A 17,593-nucleotide genomic window follows, 5' to 3' on the forward strand; every position below is an offset into this window, starting at 1 on the left:
ACCTTTTCCGGCCGGCGCCGAATTCGCCGATCACCTGCGTAGGGGAAACAGAACTGTGAAAATCCGTCCATTCCGGGTCGTGGCCGCCGTAACGATGGCCGCCGCCGCCCTCACCTTCACCGCATGCTCGTCCACCGAGGAGTCCTCGACCGACGCGGCTGCCACCAGCACCGAAGCCGCCGCCGAGTTCGAATCGGGTAAAACCCAGGACGGCCAGGGAGAGGAGGGCAAGGCGCCGACCACCACGGCGGCTCCGAACCTGCCCAAGCCCACGGTCGAGGAACTCAACGACAAGCTCACCCGGGCGCTCGACGGTGCGGTGAGTGAGGACGAGAAGCTGGCCTTCATCGAGGATGCCGAACAGGATCCGCAGCTGGTCGACAAGCTCGTCGAGGCGGCGAAGAAGAACGAAGTAACGGTGAAGATCACCAACGTCGGCGAGCCGGCCGAGGGCAAGGTGAAGGCGGATGCCGAGGTCACCATCGCCGGCAGCCCGGTCGAGAACGCTTCGGTCGATTTCGTGGCCGAGGGCGATCAGTGGAAGATCGCGCATGATTTCGCGTGCAATATCGTGAAGTCCGCGGAGCTCGATTCGGCGGCCTGCCAGCCCGAAGCCTGATCCGCACGACCGGTACCGGACACAGGAAAACCGCCGGAGGGCATTGCCCGCCGGCGGTTTTCCGCGCTGTACCCACCGGCGGTTCTGCGCGCCGGTGGGCCGGTCTCAGACGCCGAGTACGGTCGGCACGATCATCGGACGGCGACGGTAGGTATCGGCCACCCAGCGCCCCACGACGCGGCGCACACTCTGCGCGATGCGATGGGTGTCGGTGATGCCCTCACCGGCCAGGCGCAGGAGTTCGGCCTCCACCAGTTCGGCGGCTTCGGCCAGCGCGCTGGGATCGTCGGAGAAACCGCGGCCGCTCACCTCGGGCGTACTCACCGCCTTACCGGTGGTCGCGTCGACGGCGACGGTGATGGCGATGAACCCACCCTCACCGAGGACGAGCCGGTCCGACAGGGTCGATTCGCCGACATCGCCCACCGAGAGACCGTCGACATAGACGTGCCCCACCGGCACCCGGCCGACGATGGAGGCGATCCCGTCGACCAGATCCACGACCACGCCGTCCTCGGCGAGCACCACCCGGTCCTCGGGGACTCCCGTGGCGACCGCGAGTGCGGCGTTGGCGCGCAGATGCCGCCATTCCCCGTGCACCGGCATCGCATTGGTCGGGCGTACGGCGTTGTACAGGTACAGCAGTTCTCCGGCCGAAGCATGCCCGGAGACATGCACTTTCGCGTTCTGCTGGGTGATCACGGTCGCGCCGAGCCGGGCCAGCCCGTTGACCACGGTGAACACCGAGTTCTCGTTACCCGGGATCAGCGAGGACGCCAGCACCACCAGATCGTCGGCGCGGATGTGGATCTGGCGGTGATCGCCGCGCGCCATCCGCGACAGCGCCGAAAGCGGTTCCCCCTGGGAGCCGGTGGAGATGAGGACCAGTTTGCCGGGCGGCAGGGTGGCAGCCTGGTCGAGATCGACGACCAGGCCGTCGGGCACCGTGAGGTAGCCGAGGTCCTGCGCGATCTGCATATTGCGCACCATCGACCGGCCGACGAAACATATCCGGCGGCCGTATTTCTGGGCCACGTCCACGACCTGCTGGATCCGGTGCACATGACTGGCGAAGGACGCCACGATGACCCGGCTGCGCGCCTTGCCGATCACGGTGTCCAGGACGCCACCGATCTCCCGTTCGGGTGTGACGAATCCGGGGACTTCGGCATTGGTGGAGTCGACGAGGAACAGATCCACGCCCTCGTCGCCGAGGCGGGAGAATCCCGCGAGATCGGTCAGCCGGCCGTCGAGCGGAAGCTGGTCGAGTTTGATGTCGCCGGTGTGCAGGATCGTCCCGGCGGGGGTCCGGATCGCCACCGCCAGCGCATCCGGGATGGAATGGTTGACCGCGAAGTACTCGCAATCGAACGGGCCGTGTTCGGTGCGCTCCCCCTCGGTGACCTCGACGAGCCGCGGATGCAACCGGTGTTCCCGGCATTTCGCGGCTACCAGGGCGAGCGTGAACTTCGATCCCACCACCGGGATATCGGGCCGCAGGCGCAGCAGGAACGGTATGGCGCCGATATGGTCCTCGTGCCCGTGGGTGAGCACCACCGCGGCCACATCGTCCATCCGGTCCTCGATCGGCCGGAAATCGGGCAGGATGAGGTCCACGCCGGGCTGCTGATCCTCGGGGAACAGCACGCCGCAGTCGACGATGAGCAGTGTGCCGCCGTATTCGAAAACGGTCATATTGCGGCCGATTTCGCCGATACCGCCGAGCGCGAACACTCGCAGTCCATTACGTGGCAGCTTCGGGGGCAGCGGAAGCCGGTCCTGCGCGGCGGTTTCCGGGGGCACCGCGGGGACGGAACGGGCGGAATCACCGCGGCCGCGCGCGGATTGGCGTCCTTTGCCCCGGCGCGGTTTGTCCCGGGCGGAACGGGGCTCCGGTGTCGTTTCCTGGCGTGCCGCCGGGGTTTCCGGTGCCCGCGCAGCCGTCTCGGGTTCCCGTGCGGCCGGAGTCCCGGGTTCGGAGGCGGCCGGTGGTGCCGCGGGTTCCGCCGGCTGTGGAGCTCGGGCGGGTTCGGGCTGCGGGGCCGGCGCGGGCGCCGCGGGGCCGGCGCTGCGGCGGGCGGTGCGCCGGGGACGGCGCGGGGCGGGGTCGGTCATTCGAGCACCCCGGCGGCCCGCAGGTCCGCGGCCAGATCCTCGAGCTGTTCGGGGCTCGGCATGATCTGTGGCAGCCGGGGTTCGCCGACGTCGACGCCGAGCAATCGGAGCCCACCTTTCGTCATAGCCACTCCCCCGAGCCGCGCCATTGCGGCATTGAGCCAGAGCAGGCTGGTGTTGATATCCCGGGCACGCACCACATCACCGGCGGCGAACGCGTCCACCATCTCGCGCAGCCGTTCCGGAACCAGATGACCGATAACGCTGATGAAGCCGACCGCCCCCATCGCCAGCCACGGCAGATTCAACATATCGTCGCCCGAGTAGAAGGCGAGATCGGTTTCGGCGATGAGCGCGGCGCCGGCGTTCAGATCGCCCTTGGCGTCCTTGACCGCGACGATACGTGGATGTTCCGCGAGCCGGCGGATCGTATCCGAGGCGATCGGTACCACCGATCTGGGCGGAATGTCGTAGAGGGTCACCGGGAGATCGGTGGCATCGGCGACGGCGGTGAAATGTGCGAACAGACCCTCCTGGGTCGGCCGCGAATAGTAGGGGGTCACGACCAGCAGGCCGTGTGCACCCGCGCGCTGGGCATTGCGGGCGAGTTCGATCGAATGCGCGGTGTCGTAGGTTCCGGCACCGGCGATGACGGTGGCCCGGTTACCGACCGCATCCACCACCGCCCGCAGCAGGTCCGCCTTCTCCGATTCGGTGGTGGTCGGCGATTCGCCGGTGGTACCGGAGATCGCGAGCAGGTCGACACCCCGCTCGACCAGACGGTGCGCAAGGCTGACGCCGGTGTCTATGTCGAGCTTGCCCTCGGCGCTGAAGGGGGTCACCATCGCGACACCTACCGTGCCGGACGCGCTCAACACCGGAGGCATCGATTCACCGTTCGTCATGGTCAGAAAGGCTACCCGGTCACCGGGCAGCCCTCGACACCCTCGTCGGTGTTCTGGGCCGCCGGAGCAAGGGGTGACATCACCCCGGCATCCACATGGCGTCTACCAAGGGGTTGTATGGCATCACAAATGGCGTCACACTGATGTCATGGATCTGACCCGATACACCGCCCGAATTCGCGACGACCTGATCGCCGCGGCCGCCCTCGGCGACGAGAAAACGCAGGCCACGGCCGAGGCGCTCGCCAAAGCGGTGGAGAACTCCGCCCGGCTGGCCCTGCTCGCCGCGCTGACCGAACTCGCCGATACCGTCTCGACCGAGCTGGGCGACCGCACCGTCCGTGTTTCGCTGCACGACGACGAAGCCACGATCGAGGTGGGTCGCGCCCCCGCCGGGGACAACCCCAGCTTCGAGGAAATGACCGGCGATATCAGCCGGGTGACCCTGCGGCTGGTCGAACAGGTCAAATCCCGGGCCGAGGAAGCCGCCGCGCAGAGCGGGCAATCCCTGAACTCCTGGATGTCCGGCGTGGTGTCGGGGGCCTTGCGCGATCAGATGCGGGGCGGTTACGGCACCGGTAAACGCGACGACACCACCCCCTGATCAGGTCGAAACCAGGATCTCGCCGGTACTGCCGATCTCGGTACGCCGGTCGCCACCGGGTGCGCTCGCCAAGATGGTCGCCAGATTTCGCCGCCCGGCCGGGAGTACACGGATGGTGACCGACCCGGCATTGGCGGCATCCAGCTCGCGTACGGCGAGCTCGAGCACCCGCGCGCGCAGCGGCGCCGCGACGCCGGTGAACCCGCCGTCGTCGAGCAGGAGCACCTCCACCCCGCGCGACCGCGCACCACGTGCCGCGGCATTGAGCTGATCGGTGACCAGTTGCGGCGCCCGCAGGCCGTCGCGTAGTTCGGCCTCCAGCAGGCGGCACACCTCCCGATCGGCCGGTGTCAGTTCCACACCGCGGGCGATCCGCTCCAGCATCGGCCTGGCCAGCTCGTCCAAGCGGCTCAGCTGGCGGATCCGTTCGGAATGCTCGGCCGCCATGGTCGCCTCGGCCGCCGCGCGCATCGCCACGTCATCGTGCAGGAGTCGCAGCGAACGCTGGGTGGGCCGCAGGATCAGCGCACACACCGTGGCCCCGGCCAGGCAGGCCAGCGCGAGGATCGATATGAACAGGGACCCGACCGAAATATCCAGCACGATATCCACGAAGCCGACCGCCACCGCCACGGCCGCGGCCCCTACCCAGGCCGCGGCGATCCGGCCGCGCACTGCCAGTACCGCCAGCACGTAGGACGCAGCGAAGGCCGCCCATGGCTGGCGCACGGCGCCCTCGGCGAAATTCAGATGCGTCGCCAGCACCGCCACCGGCCCCGCCGCGATCACCGCGGCAGTGGCCGGCCACGGCAGCGGGTCGCCGGGTAGCAGCACCAGGATCGCCCCGGCACCCAGCATCGCGGCGATCGCGACGACGAACTGCGCGACCGGGACATCGTTCAACGCCGGGGTCATATACAGCGTGATGGTCGCGGCGAGGCCTACCCGGAACACCCAGCCGGACCGGCCGCGCATGCCCAGCAGGGAGCGTAGTTCGAAATCCACGTCTCGCTCACCGATGCCCGACCGTCCGGGAAACCCCGTGTACGGCCGGTCGTATGCGCTACTTTTCCCGGTCATAGTCGACGCTTCCTGCATTACCCCACATCAGGGTGACCGTTGTCCCCTGTCCCGGTTCCGATTCCACAAAGCCGGCGCCACCGGGCAGCTGCCGCATCCGGCCCAGAATGCTCGCCGAGATGCCGAGCCGATCGGCGGGGACCGCCGACCGGTCGAAACCCGCACCGTCATCCTGGAACACCACCAGCAGCCCACCCGCACCGACGGTCGCGGTCACCTCGCGGCGTACCCGGCGGCCGGGAACTCCGGCGTGCCGCAGACTGTTGCGCACCGCCTCGGCCAGTGCCGCGGCCAGCGGACCGGCCGCGGACAACGGCATACGCAGCTCACTGTCGTTGACACCGCGGTGCACGGTGAACTCGACACCGGCATTGACCTCGTGCACCGAGGCACGCAGGAAACCGACGGCCGAGCTCGCGTCCAGCAGCCCGGTATCGGCACCGGAGAACCGGGTGGCGTCGAGCTGGTCGAGGGTGCGGCGCGCCTGCTGCCGCAGCACCGCGGATGTGCCGCCGGCACCGGAGCGGGAGGCATCCAGCAGCGTGGACAACACCGCATCGTGGATCAGCACGGCGAAGCGTGCCCGTTCCCGCTCCCTGGCCGCTGTCCCCGCGACCGCCGCCGCGCGGTCGCCGGCGACCACCGATTCCCGGTCCACCCGCGCACCGGCCGCACGCGCATGCACCACACACCACAGGAACAGCAGGCACAACCCGGCGTTGCGCGTGACGTTCTCCACGACGGACAGCACCGTCGTGTCGTCGAACATCACATACAGCGCGACGCCCGGCGTCGCCGCGGTGACCACGAGATAGCCGACCGATAGCCACGGCCGCCAGGCCACGGCCGCCGCCAGCACGCCGATCATGACCAGCCGATGCGCCCAGATCAGTCCCGGCGCTTCCGCGATCTCGTAGTAATAGGGCATCACCAGCGCCATCCCGGCGAGATAGCCCAGCGCAGCGGCCCCGGCCACCACCCGCACCAGCCGTGCCCCCGCGATCAGCGAAACCACCGCGAGTACCGGCAGCATGCCGAAGGCGACCGCGAAGGTGATCAGGGTCCAGGCCAACGGGACCGGGCGATGCTGCACGATGATCTCGGGCAGCTCGAGGACCGCGGCGATCGTCCCGACCAGTCCGATCACCAGCCCGAACCGCCGGACCACCCGGTCGGCGGCCAGTTCGGGAGCGGCATTACGCGAACGGACCAGCGATACCGATACCGACCAGAGGTCCCGCGGCCGCTGCAGCGACAACGCCGGGCGCCGCGGCGCCTCGACGGAGGAGGTCGCGCTCATGACCGGCGATGTTCGGGAACCGGCAACCAGCCGTCCTCGACCGCCCGCTTGTAGAGGTCCGTCTTGGTGGGCGCGGGTCGGCCCGCGTCGGCATACTTCTGCCGGATCCGGCCCAGATAGTCGTTCACGGTCTGTTCGGAGAGCCCGGTCAGGCGCGCCACCCGCGACGCCTTCTCCCCCGACGCGTACAGCGTGAGTACCTCTTCCTGGCGCGGACTCAATCCGACGCTGGACAACTGCGGATCGCCGTCGATGGCGGCGGCCCAATCGGTGGTCACCACCTGCTCTCCGGACGCGGCGCGGCGCACCGCGCCGACCACGGTCGCCACATCCTCGGATTTCCGGACCACACCCAGCACCCCCGCGCGGGCGGCCGAACGCACCAGATACGGATTGTCGGCGCCGGTGAAGACCAGCACCTCGACGCCGTGCTCACGCAAGGTCGCCACATTGTCCTCGGGCGTGGAATCATCGGCGAGCCGCAGATCCAGCACCACCAGATCCAACGCCGGTACACCCTCGATCCGGCAGGCCGGTTCGGCCAGCAGTCCGGCCACCGTGCCCGCGGTCACCACCAATTCCAGGTCCGGCTCGGGTTCGAGCATCGCCACCAGGCCGATCGCCACCGATTCGTGGTCCTCGACCAGACCGATCCGGCGCGGCCCGCTCCGGTCTCCGCCGCTGTCCGTCACTACACAACTCCCATCAGGCACGCCCCCGTCCAGAGCAGTATGGCGTTGTGCGCGCGCCGAGGTCAGCCCCCGATTTCAGGGGAACCGCCGGGGCCGGGGTCGAATCGGCCTATTCCATCAGCTGTGCCGCGACGGTCGCGCCGAGTTCCCAGCATGTTTCGAGGTCGTCCTTACCCGGCTTACCCGACACCACCACGTAGTCGGCGGCCTTCGCCCATCCCAGACCGGTGGTGATGGAGGTGACACCGCGCTCGGCTCCCTCGGTGCCCTCGTTGCCGTGCAGGTAGAGGCCGAACGGCCGGCCCCGGGTCGAATCGAGGCAGGGGTAGTAGACGATATCGAAGGCGTGCTTGAGAGCGCCGCTCATGTACCCGAGGTTGGCCGGGGTGCCGAGCAGGTACCCGTCCGCCGCCAGCACATCCGCCGGCGATACGGCCAGCGCCGCCCGGCGCACCACCTCCACCCCTTGGATTTCCGGATCGGTCGCCCCCGAGACCACGGCCTCGAACATCGCCTGCATGAACGGCGACGGTGTGTGATGGATGATCAGCAACGTCGGCACACCGGCGAGCCTAGCCGGGGTGCCCGGCCCCGGCGGGTACCTCCCCCGCGGGCGAGGCGGTGGCCCGCCTTGCCGCTATCGGCTACCCGAGTCCCGTTCGTGCCGTTCCAGTTCCACCGCGCGGCGCATGGTGCTGCGCGCCCGGGCCCGATCCCCGGCGTAGTCGTAGGCGCGGGCCAGGCGGTAGGAGACCCGCCAATTGTCGGGGTCGGCCTCCCATTCCTGTTTCACCGTGAGGAACAACTCGTCCGCGGCCGGCCGTTCGATCCGCCCGGAGGGACGGCGCGGGAGATCGTCGACCTCCAATTCCAGCCCCTCGTCGTGGATGCGGCGCGCCAGCCGCTGATGATCCAGCGCGGACCGGATGGTGGACACGACCATCCACACGCCGAGCAGCGGCAGGATGAGAACCCCGATCCCCAGGCCGATGGCGGCGATATCACCGGAGGTCAGCAGTTCCACGGCGATCCGGCCCAGCCACAGGAAGTAGAAGATCAGCGCCACGACCAGGAAGGCCACCATGGCGACGACCTTCAGCACTGCGCGGTCCGGGCCGGAATCGGCGGTCCCGCCGCCGGTCTCGCTCACAGGTCGAGGAACGGATCGAGCCCGACGGTGAGGCCGGGCCGCCCGCCGATCTGCCGGACTCCCAGCAATACGCCCGGTGCGAACGACGAGCGGTCGATGGAATCGTGCCGGATGGTCAGAGTCTCCCCCTGGGTGCCGAACAGCACCTCCTGGTGGGCGACGAGCCCGGCCAGCCGCACCGAATGCACCCGCACCCCGTCGACCTCGGCGCCGCGCGCACCGTCGAGTTCGGTGGTCGTGGCATCCGGAACGGGAGCGGAACCGGCTTGTTTACGGGCTTCGGCGATGATCCCCGCGGTCCGGTAGGCAGTACCGGACGGGGCGTCGGCCTTGTTCGGGTGATGCAGTTCGATCACCTCGACCGATTCGAAGAACCGCGCCGCCTGTTCGGCGAACCGCATCGACAGCACGGCGCCGATCGCGAAGTTCGGGGCGATCAGTACGCCCACTTCGGGCCGGCCGGACAACCAGCCGCGCACCTCGTCGAGCCGGGCACTGTCGAATCCGGTGGTGCCGACGACGGCGTGGATACCGTTGTCCACCAGGAAGCGCAGATTGCCCATCACCACGTCGGGATGGGTGAAATCCACCACGACCTGGGTGCCGGTCTCGGTGAACCGCGTCAGTGGATCGTGCTTGTCCACGGTGGCGACCAGTTCGAGATCGCCGGCCGCCTCGACGGCGGCGCAGATGGCCTGACCGACCTTGCCCTGCGCCCCCAGAACACCCACCCGAATCGGTGCCGTCACCTCACCACTCCTACCTGATAGTCGGATCCACCGAGTCTATGGCGCGCCCACGGTCGCGATACCGGCCCCCTCGGCATTCTCGCCGTGCGACGCGAGACAGCGAAGTCCCCGAGCCGGATTCGCCGCCCGCCGGCGCTCCTGCGGACCCACCACGACGATAGGCGTCGCGGGCGTGGTCTGCGGCTGCCCGCCGTGCCCGGTCCTGGACCGACGGTGCCGAACCCCCGCGCGTCAGCTCGCCGGCACCACGGCGAAATCGCTGTTCCCGGGTGCGGCCGTGACCTTATCCGCCTCACTGACCAGCCATTGCCCGCACACACAACGCCAATAGCGCACCGCGCCGTGTTCGGACAGCAGGGCGGGTGCGGGCCAGTCGCAGGCGGAGCAGGTGATCGTCATACCGCCAGCCTGATGTAATGGTTCTATGCATTTCAACCCTTACGGCGGCGCGGCAGCCGAACTGGCCGCACGGCTGGTCAACGCGACCCCCGGCGGGGATCTCGCGCTACTGCTGGCCGAGGCCGGGTACAAGCCGATCGGCACCGTGACCCCGGCACAGGCCGCCACCCTGTGGCGCTGGACCCGGCGGCTCGACGAGGTCTTCCGCGCGCCCGGTGTCGATTTGCTCAACGCGTTGCTGGCCGAGACGACGAGCCGGCCCTATATCTCGACCCACGACGGTCGCGCACCACATCTGCACTACGCCGCCGAGAGCGCCCCGATCGACGAACGGGTGAAGGCATACACTGCCGCCGGACTGGCCGAACTGTTCTGCGCGGCGCCCGACCGGATCGGCCGGTGCGCGCGGCCGGAATGTCCCCTGGTGTTCGTCGACACTTCGCGAAACGGGCGGCGGCGCTTCTGTTCCGACCGGTGCGCCAACCGGGTGAACGTCGCCAGGCACCGGGCGCGCAGCACGCAGCGTCAGAAGACGATCACTTGACGCAGGGCATGCCCGGCGGCCAGTTCGTCCATCGCCCGGTTGATCTCGTGCAGCCCGATCCGGGCGGAGATCAGTTTCTCCACCGGCAACCGGCCCGCCCGCCACATGCGGACGTATTCGGGGATATCGCGGGAGGGGACCGCCGAACCCAGGTAGCTGCCGACGATCGAGCGTCCCTGCGCCACCAATCCCAGCGGCGAGATACTGGCTCGGGCGTCGGGTGACGGGAGACCGACTGTCACCGTGGTACCGCCCGGTGCCGTCGCGGCGACGGCGCTCTCGAAGGCCCGAGCCGAGCCGACCGCCTCGACCACCACTTCGGCCCGGATCTCCCGGTCGGCGACCTCGGCCGGCGTATGGGCACCGGTGGCACCCAAGTCGCGGGCCAGTGCCAGTTTCTCCGGGACGGTATCGACGGCGATCACCTCGCGGACCCCGAGCGAAACCGCCACCAGTACCGCCGCCATCCCTACACCGCCGAGGCCCACCACCATCACGCGGTCGGAGACGGCCGGTTTCGCCGAGTTCAGCAGTGCCCCACCACCGGTGAGAACTGCGCAGCCCAGAACGGCCGCGAGGTCCGGCGGCACGTCGTCGTCGACCGGGACCACCGAGCGGCGGTCCACCACCGCGTAGGTGGCGAATCCGGAGACGCCGAGGTGGTGGTGGACCTCGGTGCCGCCACGGTGCAACCGGCGGCCACCGGACAGGAGTTCACCGGCATTGTTGGCCGCACTGCCGGGAACGCACGGTGTCCGGCCGTTCGAGGCACAGCCGGCGCATTCACCGCAACGCGGCAGAAAGGTCATCACCACCCGCTGTCCGACGGGCAGCCCGGCGTCCGGACCGGCGGCCTCGATCCTTCCCGCGGCCTCGTGGCCCAGCAGCATGGGCACCGGCCGGACCCGGTTGCCGTCGACGACGGAAAGGTCCGAATGGCAGATTCCGGCCGCTTCGATCCGCACCAGCAATTCGCCGGGACCTGGTTCGGCGAGCTCGAGTTCGCCGACGGTGATCGGTACCGATTCGGCGTACGGTCCGGGTGCGCCGATACGTTCCAGGACTGCGCCACGAATTCTCATGGGACCACGGTAAGCCGCGGCGGGGGTTTGCTCATGATCCGAGCCGGACTATCCTGATTCGCCGTGACGGTGCTCCCGTTGGCCGCCTTGTACCGAGCCCGGGGTCGGGATCGTCACGATCCGAGGAGATTTTCCTTTGACCGTTCAGTTCAACCACACGATCGTCGGTTGCCGTGACAACCGCGTATCGGCCGAATTCTGGGCCGATATCCTGGGGCTGGAGCTGGGCCCCGAATGGGGCCCGTTCATTCCCTTGCCCACTGCGACCGGGGTGACGTTCGATTTCGCGAACGTTCCGCCGCATATCACCGAGATCCAGGGCCAGCACTACGCATTCCTGATCTCGGAATCCGAATTCGATGCCGCCTACGCCAAGATCCGGCGCTACGGTCTCGAGCACTGGGCCGATCCGCATCAGCATGCGCCCGGCGAGATCAACCACAACGACGGCGGACGCGGCGTGTACTTCCTCGATCCCAGCGGGCACTACATGGAGTTGATCACCGTCCCGTACGGGGGTTGGCCGGACTAGCGCACTCGGGTCCGGGTGGCCCCCGGCCACCCGGACCCGATTCAGGCCGCGACCGGCCGCCCGCGCCGCATGCCGAGTACGGCCGCGATCAGGCAGGCGAGAGCTACCGCAGCGATGAACCACGGGAACACCGTGTCCAGGCCCCAGGCGGTGGCGGCCCAACCGGCCAGTACAGTCGGCAGCGCCATGGCCGTATAGGCCAGCAGGTAGTACGCGGACATGGTTTCGCCGCGCTTGCGCTCCGGCACGACATTGGACAGGTGGCGCAGCGAGCCGCCGAAGCCGAGCCCGAACGTGGCGCCGAGCACCAGCCCGATACCGACCACAGCCGTCCACTGATGTGTCCCCAGCGCTGGAATGGTCAGCAGCAGGGTGATCGCCATTCCGATATCGCCGATGATCGCGGCCCGCCGTGCAGGCACCCGCGTTGCGAACAACTGGACCAGCGCTGCGGCCAGGGCCGTCGAGGCGACCACGACCCCGCCGAAGACCAGATTGTGGATACCGGTCCGCTCCGCGGCCAGCGAGGGGTACAGCGACAGCAGCACGCCGAGCACCGACCATGCCGCCATCACACCCAGCGCCGAGAACCAGAAATCCGCGCGGATCTCCTGCGGTACCGCTGGGCGCGCGATCCGGATCCGGCCCGCGACCCGGGCAGCGTGCGGTTCACGCAGGGCGAGGACACCCGCGGCCACGATCAAGCAGATCACGCTGATGACGACGTAAGGCGTGCGCAATGGATTGGGCGCGTATTGCGCGAGCAGTGCCGATCCCATGATCGCCACCGCCATACCGACGTTGAAGGCCACACCGCTGAGCTGGCCGGATCGGGCGCCGCGGTGCGGGCGCAGATCGAGCAGTGCGGCGGCGCCGGCCACGACCGTCGCCCCGACCGCCAGCCCGTGCAGCGCCCGGGCCAGCACGAGCATCGCCACGGTATCGGCGAGAACGAAAACCACGAGGCCCGCGATCATGGTTGCGAAGGCGCCGAGCAGCACCGGTTTACGTCCGACCACATCGGAGATGCGCCCGGAAACCAGCACCGCCACCAGAGCGGCCACCGCATATACCGCGAACACGATCGTGGTGACCAGCGGCGAGAGGTGCCATTCCTGCTCGTAGATGCTGTACAGCGGGGCGGGCACACCCGATACGCCGAGCGCGACACCCGTGGCCCCCAAAACCAGCGCGTAGGCCCAGGGCTGCACCGCCCGATCCGTTGCCGGTGCCGCGATTGTCGCCGCCATCGAAACCCCGATCAGGTAAGTTTGAAGATTATCGAACTTGATCGACAGTAACCGACGGTACGACGTTCATCAAACCCACCGAGGCGGACCCTTGACCGACACCCTCGCCGCGGCACACTCCGTGGCGCCGCTACCCACCGTGCTCGGCGCGCTACAGGATCCGGTACGCCTGGAGATGGTCCGCAGATTGAGCAACGCGGGCGCCGCCCTGCGCTGCGCAAACCTCTATGACGGGATCAACAAGTCGACCGCCACCCACCATTTCAAGATCCTGCGCGAAGCCGGGGTCACCGAACGGCTGGTGATCGACGGTCACACCTACCAGCGGCTGCGTCGCGAAGCGGTCGATGCGGCCTTACCCGGTCTTCTGGCGTCGGTCGTCGACGCCGCCAACCGCGCCCGACCGCAATAGCCTTGCACCGTCAGGGGTCCGGGACCGTAGCACTCCACGACCACGCGGAGCGAGCGAGAAGGCAACCGGCCACTCGGTACCAGTGCGCGATCAGCAGCGCGGTCACGGCAGAATCGACCCCTCGGCCCGGGCCACCCGTGGTAGCGGACCACACCCCGAGGTCCGGGGGTGTCCACGCTGTCGGCGGCAACTTCGTGTTGCTCGACCGGCAGCGGCGCCGACGCCCTCGCGATCGAATGGCCGATCCCGAGGTATCGGCCGTGCCGGGCGGCAGCCGCCGCGGGCCCGCCGCGACGGAGCGGATCCGATCGACGCGCGGGAATGCCCGCTGCCCTCGCGATCGGGCGATACCTCAGCCGGCCAACTGGGTAACAGCGGTAGGTAGATCGCGTTTGCGACGATAGGGTCCGGCGACCGCGGCGGCGAACGGGCGGGCGAGCAGCGATCGGGCGATCTCGCCGACCTCCTCGGTGGTGACAGCTTCGATCCGGGCCAGGGTTTCGGAGACGGTGCGGTGATTCCCGTAGCTGAGTTCGCTGCGCCCGATCCGGTTCATTCGTGACGCCGAATCCTCCAGCCCGAGTACCAGCCCGCCACGTAGCGACCCTTTCGCCCGGGCGCATTCGGCATCGGTGATCCCGTCGGCCGCGACCTCCTCGAGCACCCCGCGCGCCAGGGCCGCCACCTCGTTCAGGTTCTCCGGCTGACAGCCGAGATACACCGAGAAGGCGCCGGTATCGGCAAAAGTGTCCACGCTGGAGTACACCGAGTACGCCAGGCCGCGTTCCTCCCGGATCCGCTGGAACAACCGGGAACTCAAACCGCCGCCGATCACAGTGTTCAGCACCGACAGCGGCCACCGCCGTGGGCCCTCGTGCCGGCCGTAGGCCCGGACACCGAACACCAGATGCGCCTGTTCGCTGTCGCGATGGCTCCAGCTCAGTTGCGGGGCGGACCGGGTCCGGAACTGCCCCTCGCGCCGCGGCGCGGGAGCCGCCGCCGGATCGAGCCGGCCGGCCACCGCCCGGTGCACCAGTTCCACCGTGTGGTCGTGATCGATATTGCCGGCCACCGCCACCACCATCCGGTCCGGCGTATACCGGCGCTGATGGAACGATCGCAGCTGACTCGCGCGCATCCCCTCGATCGATTCGATGGACCCGATCACGGGCCGCCCGATCGGGTGATCACCGAACAGGGCGGTGAGGAACGCGTCGCCGACCAGATCTTCCGGGTCGTCGTCGCGCATGGCGATCTCTTCCAGTACGACCTGGCGTTCCAGGTCCACATCCACGGCCCGGCACAGCCCGTTGAGCACCACATCGCTGACCAGATCCACCGCCAGCGGCAGATCCTCGTCCACGACATGGGCGTAGTAGCAGGTCTGCTCCTTGGCGGTGAACGCGTTGAGCTCACCCCCGACCGCGTCCATGGCCTCGGCGATATCGAGCGCCGAACGGGTCGGGGTGGCCTTGAACAGCAGGTGTTCCAGGAAATGCGCGGCACCCGCGACGGTGGGGCCCTCGTCGCGCGAGCCGACTCCCACCCAGATCCCCACGGACGCCGAACGGACGCCGGGGACGTGCTCGGTCACCACTCGCAGGCCACCCGGCAGGACGGTACGCCGCACTCCGTTGTCGATTTCGACGGTCTCGCCGATCCGCCACGTCGATGACGAACCCCCCTGCCCACTCGGGCGCAGGGGGGCCGCTGTTTTCTGCTCCGTCACACGACCAGTACTACTCGGTCGCCGCGGTATCCGCATCGGCGGGCGCCTCGGCAGGTGCCTCGTCGGCGTTCTCGTCGACGGGGACCAGCGAGATCTTGCCGCGGTTGTCGATATCGGCGATCTCGACCCGCAGCTTGTCGCCGACGTTCACCACGTCCTCCACCTTGGCGACGCGCTTGCCGTTGCCGAGCTTGGAGATGTGCACCAGGCCGTCGCGACCGGGCAGCAGCGAGACGAACGCGCCGAAGGCGGTGGTCTTGACCACGGTGCCGAGGAACCGCTCGCCGACCTTGGGCAGCTGCGGGTTCGCGATCGCATTGATGGCGTCGATCGCGGCCTGCGCGGACGGGCCGTCGGTGGCGCCGACGAACACGGTGCCGTCGTCCTCGATGGAGATATTGGCGCCGGTGTCGTCGGTGATCTGGTTGATCATCTTGCCCTTGGGCCCGATCACCTCGCCGATCTTGTCGACCGGGATCTTGATCGCGGTGACGCGCGGCGCGTAGGGGCTCATCTCGTCCGGGGTGGCGATGGCCTCGGCCATCACGTCCAGGATGGTGGTGCGGGCGTCGTGCGCCTGGCCCAGTGCGCCGGCCAGCACCTGCGAGGGGATGCCGTCGAGCTTGGTGTCCAGCTGCAGGGCGGTGACGAAGTCACGGGTTCCGGCGACCTTGAAGTCCATATCACCGAAGGCGTCCTCGGCACCGAGGATATCGGTCAGCGCCACGTAGCGGACCTCGGCGGCACCGGCGGCGTTGGTGACGGTGTCCGACACCAGACCCATGGCGATACCCGCGACCGGCGCCTTCAGCGGCACACCGGCGTTGAGCAGCGACAAGGTCGAGGCACAGACCGAACCCATCGAGGTGGACCCGTTGGACCCCAGCGCCTCGGACACCTGCCGGATCGCGTACGGGAATTCGTCCTGGCTCGGCAGCACCGGCATCAGCGCCCGCTCGGCCAGCGCGCCGTGGCCGATCTCGCGCCGCTTGGGCGAGCCCACCCGGCCGGTTTCACCGGTGGAGTACGGCGGGAAGTTGTAGTGGTGCATATAGCGCTTGGAGGTTTCCGGGCCGAGCGAATCGACCTGCTGCGCCATCTTGACCATATCGAGGGTGGTGACACCCATGATCTGGGTTTCGCCACGCTCGAACAGCGCCGAGCCGTGCGCCCGCGGCACCACGGCGACCTCCGCGGACAGTTCCCGGATATCGGCCAGACCGCGGCCGTCGATCCGGAAACCGTCGGTGAGGATGCGCTGGCGGACCAGCTTCTTGGTCACCGAGCGGAAGGCGGCGCCCAGTTCCTTCTCGCGGCCCTCGAAGGACCCACCGAGACGGGACAGCACATCGAGCTTGATCTCGTCGATCTTCTCCTCGCGCTCCTGTTTACCGGCGATGCTCAGCGCGTCCGACAGCGGCGCCTTGGCGGCATCCTCGACGGCGGCGTAGACGTCGTCGGCGTACGGCGGGAACAGCGGGAAATCCTCGGTGGGCTTGGCCGCGAGTTCGGCCATGTCCTGCTGGGCCCGGCAGAGGCGGGCGATGAACGGCTTCGCGGCCTCCAGGCCCTCGGCCACCACGGTTTCGGTCGGCGCCTGCGCCCCGCCCTCGACCAGTTCGATCACGTTCTCGGTGGCTTCGGCCTCGACCATCATGATCGCGACATCACCGGTATCGGTGACCCGACCGGCCACGACCATATCGAAAACAGCCTTCTCCAGCTGTTCGTTGGTCGGGAAGGCGACCCACTGGCCACCGGCCGGGGTACCGGCCGCGGCATCGTTGATCAGCGCGACCCGCACGCCGCCGACCGGACCGGAGAACGGCAGGCCCGCGATCTGGGTGGACGCGGAGGCCGCGTTGATGGCGACCACATCGTAGAGATCCTTCGGATCCAGGCTCAGCACCGTCACCACGACCTGGATCTCGTTGCGCAGGCCGTCCACGAAGGAGGGGCGCAGCGGCCGGTCGATGAGGCGGCAGGTGAGGATCGCGTCGGTGGAGGGGCGGCCCTCACGGCGGAAGAACGAGCCGGGAATCCGGCCCGCCGCGTACATCCGCTCTTCGACATCGACGGTCAGCGGGAAGAAATCGAACTGGTCCTTGGGGTGCTTACCGGCGGTGGTCGCCGACAGCAGCATGGTCTCGTCGTCCAGGTAGGCGACGACCGAACCGGCGGCCTGCTTGGCCAGGCGGCCGGTTTCGAAACGTATGGTGCGGGTGCCGAAGACGCCGTTGTCGATCAGCGCAACGGATTCGAAAACACCCGGTTCGACCTCTACGGCCGAGCTCTTCGAGCGTTCGGTGGTTTCTGGCATATCTCTGTTCTCAACCTCTCGTCTCGCCGGATACAGCACCGGTGTGGCGCGATCCGGCTGTGTCAGCCGTACCAGGTTCGGACGCGGCGCGACGGCGTAACCGCGGTGACC

Annotated in this window: 18 protein-coding genes; 5 read left to right on the forward strand and 13 right to left on the reverse strand. The window is 68.7% G+C overall.

Annotated features, from left to right (window positions below):
• Positions 1-55 precede the first annotated feature (55 nt).
• Entirely contained in the window at positions 56-619 is a 564-nt protein-coding gene (locus tag ACFWPH_RS03865; RefSeq protein ID WP_378747940.1) for a hypothetical protein, read from the forward strand.
• A gap of 105 nt (positions 620-724) precedes the next feature.
• On the opposite strand, the gene ACFWPH_RS03870 is transcribed toward ACFWPH_RS03865, so the two are convergent.
• Both ACFWPH_RS03870 and dapA read right to left on the reverse strand, forming a co-directional pair.
• On the reverse strand, positions 725-2,734 hold the full coding sequence (locus ACFWPH_RS03870; protein WP_378747941.1) for a ribonuclease J: 2,010 nt from the start codon (positions 2,732-2,734) through the stop codon (positions 725-727).
• Complete coding sequence (gene dapA / locus ACFWPH_RS03875) at positions 2,731-3,639, reverse strand: 4-hydroxy-tetrahydrodipicolinate synthase (protein ID WP_378747942.1); 909 nt, start codon at positions 3,637-3,639, stop codon at positions 2,731-2,733. The genes ACFWPH_RS03870 and dapA overlap by 4 nt, the downstream gene beginning before the upstream one ends.
• A 148-nt stretch (positions 3,640-3,787) precedes the next feature.
• On the opposite strand from dapA, the gene ACFWPH_RS03880 reads away from it, so the two are divergent.
• The gene (locus ACFWPH_RS03880) at positions 3,788-4,243 is read left to right on the forward strand and encodes a hypothetical protein (RefSeq protein WP_378747943.1); all 456 of its coding nucleotides are present in this window, start codon (positions 3,788-3,790) and stop codon (positions 4,241-4,243) included.
• On the opposite strand, the gene ACFWPH_RS03885 is transcribed toward ACFWPH_RS03880, so the two are convergent.
• The 7 genes from ACFWPH_RS03885 to ACFWPH_RS03915 all read right to left on the reverse strand — a co-directional run bounded on the left by ACFWPH_RS03885 (position 4,244) and on the right by ACFWPH_RS03915 (position 9,613).
• A complete protein-coding gene (locus ACFWPH_RS03885) occupies positions 4,244-5,323 on the reverse strand; it encodes a hypothetical protein (protein ID WP_378747944.1) in 1,080 nt (359 codons plus the stop codon).
• Complete coding sequence (locus tag ACFWPH_RS03890) at positions 5,307-6,623, reverse strand: ATP-binding protein (protein ID WP_378747945.1); 1,317 nt, start codon at positions 6,621-6,623, stop codon at positions 5,307-5,309. Before ACFWPH_RS03890 ends, ACFWPH_RS03885 begins: the two co-directional genes overlap by 17 nt.
• The gene (locus ACFWPH_RS03895) at positions 6,620-7,315 is read right to left on the reverse strand and encodes a LuxR C-terminal-related transcriptional regulator (protein WP_378747947.1); all 696 of its coding nucleotides are present in this window, start codon (positions 7,313-7,315) and stop codon (positions 6,620-6,622) included. Before ACFWPH_RS03895 ends, ACFWPH_RS03890 begins: the two co-directional genes overlap by 4 nt.
• Positions 7,316-7,424: 109 nt before the next feature.
• On the reverse strand, positions 7,425-7,877 hold the full coding sequence (locus ACFWPH_RS03900) for a flavodoxin family protein (protein ID WP_378747948.1): 453 nt from the start codon (positions 7,875-7,877) through the stop codon (positions 7,425-7,427).
• Between the two features lie 75 nt (positions 7,878-7,952).
• Positions 7,953-8,399 carry a hypothetical protein gene (locus ACFWPH_RS03905; protein ID WP_378748239.1) on the reverse strand — a complete coding sequence of 149 codons (447 nt, stop codon included), beginning with the start codon at positions 8,397-8,399 and terminating at the stop codon, positions 7,953-7,955.
• 62 nt (positions 8,400-8,461) lie between these two features.
• Complete coding sequence (gene dapB, locus ACFWPH_RS03910; protein WP_378747949.1) at positions 8,462-9,214, reverse strand: 4-hydroxy-tetrahydrodipicolinate reductase; 753 nt, start codon at positions 9,212-9,214, stop codon at positions 8,462-8,464.
• Positions 9,215-9,445: 231 nt separating this feature from the next.
• On the reverse strand, positions 9,446-9,613 hold the full coding sequence (locus tag ACFWPH_RS03915; RefSeq protein WP_378747951.1) for a hypothetical protein: 168 nt from the start codon (positions 9,611-9,613) through the stop codon (positions 9,446-9,448).
• Between the two features lie 25 nt (positions 9,614-9,638).
• On the opposite strand from ACFWPH_RS03915, the gene ACFWPH_RS03920 reads away from it, so the two are divergent.
• The gene (locus ACFWPH_RS03920; RefSeq protein ID WP_378747952.1) at positions 9,639-10,157 is read left to right on the forward strand and encodes a CGNR zinc finger domain-containing protein; all 519 of its coding nucleotides are present in this window, start codon (positions 9,639-9,641) and stop codon (positions 10,155-10,157) included.
• Here ACFWPH_RS03920 and ACFWPH_RS03925 read toward each other — a convergent pair.
• Complete coding sequence (locus tag ACFWPH_RS03925; RefSeq protein WP_378747953.1) at positions 10,139-11,239, reverse strand: alcohol dehydrogenase catalytic domain-containing protein; 1,101 nt, start codon at positions 11,237-11,239, stop codon at positions 10,139-10,141. The genes ACFWPH_RS03920 and ACFWPH_RS03925 overlap by 19 nt on opposite strands.
• Before the next feature lie 136 nt (positions 11,240-11,375).
• Between ACFWPH_RS03925 and ACFWPH_RS03930 the strand changes: the two genes are divergently transcribed.
• A complete protein-coding gene (locus tag ACFWPH_RS03930) occupies positions 11,376-11,771 on the forward strand; it encodes a VOC family protein (RefSeq protein WP_378747954.1) in 396 nt (131 codons plus the stop codon).
• 41 nt (positions 11,772-11,812) lie between these two features.
• On the opposite strand, the gene ACFWPH_RS03935 is transcribed toward ACFWPH_RS03930, so the two are convergent.
• Positions 11,813-13,021 carry an MFS transporter gene (locus ACFWPH_RS03935; protein WP_378747956.1) on the reverse strand — a complete coding sequence of 403 codons (1,209 nt, stop codon included), beginning with the start codon at positions 13,019-13,021 and terminating at the stop codon, positions 11,813-11,815.
• 91 nt (positions 13,022-13,112) lie between these two features.
• Here ACFWPH_RS03935 and ACFWPH_RS03940 point away from each other — a divergent pair, with 91 nt between their 5' ends.
• On the forward strand, positions 13,113-13,433 hold the full coding sequence (locus ACFWPH_RS03940; protein WP_378747957.1) for an ArsR/SmtB family transcription factor: 321 nt from the start codon (positions 13,113-13,115) through the stop codon (positions 13,431-13,433).
• 352 nt (positions 13,434-13,785) lie between these two features.
• On the opposite strand, the gene ACFWPH_RS03945 is transcribed toward ACFWPH_RS03940, so the two are convergent.
• Both ACFWPH_RS03945 and ACFWPH_RS03950 read right to left on the reverse strand, forming a co-directional pair.
• Positions 13,786-15,198 (reverse strand): M16 family metallopeptidase, encoded by a 1,413-nt coding sequence (locus tag ACFWPH_RS03945; RefSeq protein ID WP_378747958.1) that lies wholly within the window; start codon positions 15,196-15,198, stop codon positions 13,786-13,788.
• A complete protein-coding gene (locus tag ACFWPH_RS03950; RefSeq protein WP_378747959.1) occupies positions 15,173-17,482 on the reverse strand; it encodes a polyribonucleotide nucleotidyltransferase in 2,310 nt (769 codons plus the stop codon). Before ACFWPH_RS03950 ends, ACFWPH_RS03945 begins: the two co-directional genes overlap by 26 nt.
• Positions 17,483-17,593: the final 111 nt, after the last annotated feature.

This window comes from Nocardia sp. NPDC058499 (assembly GCF_042719915.1).
Classification (GTDB): Bacteria; Actinomycetota; Actinomycetes; order Mycobacteriales; family Mycobacteriaceae; genus Nocardia.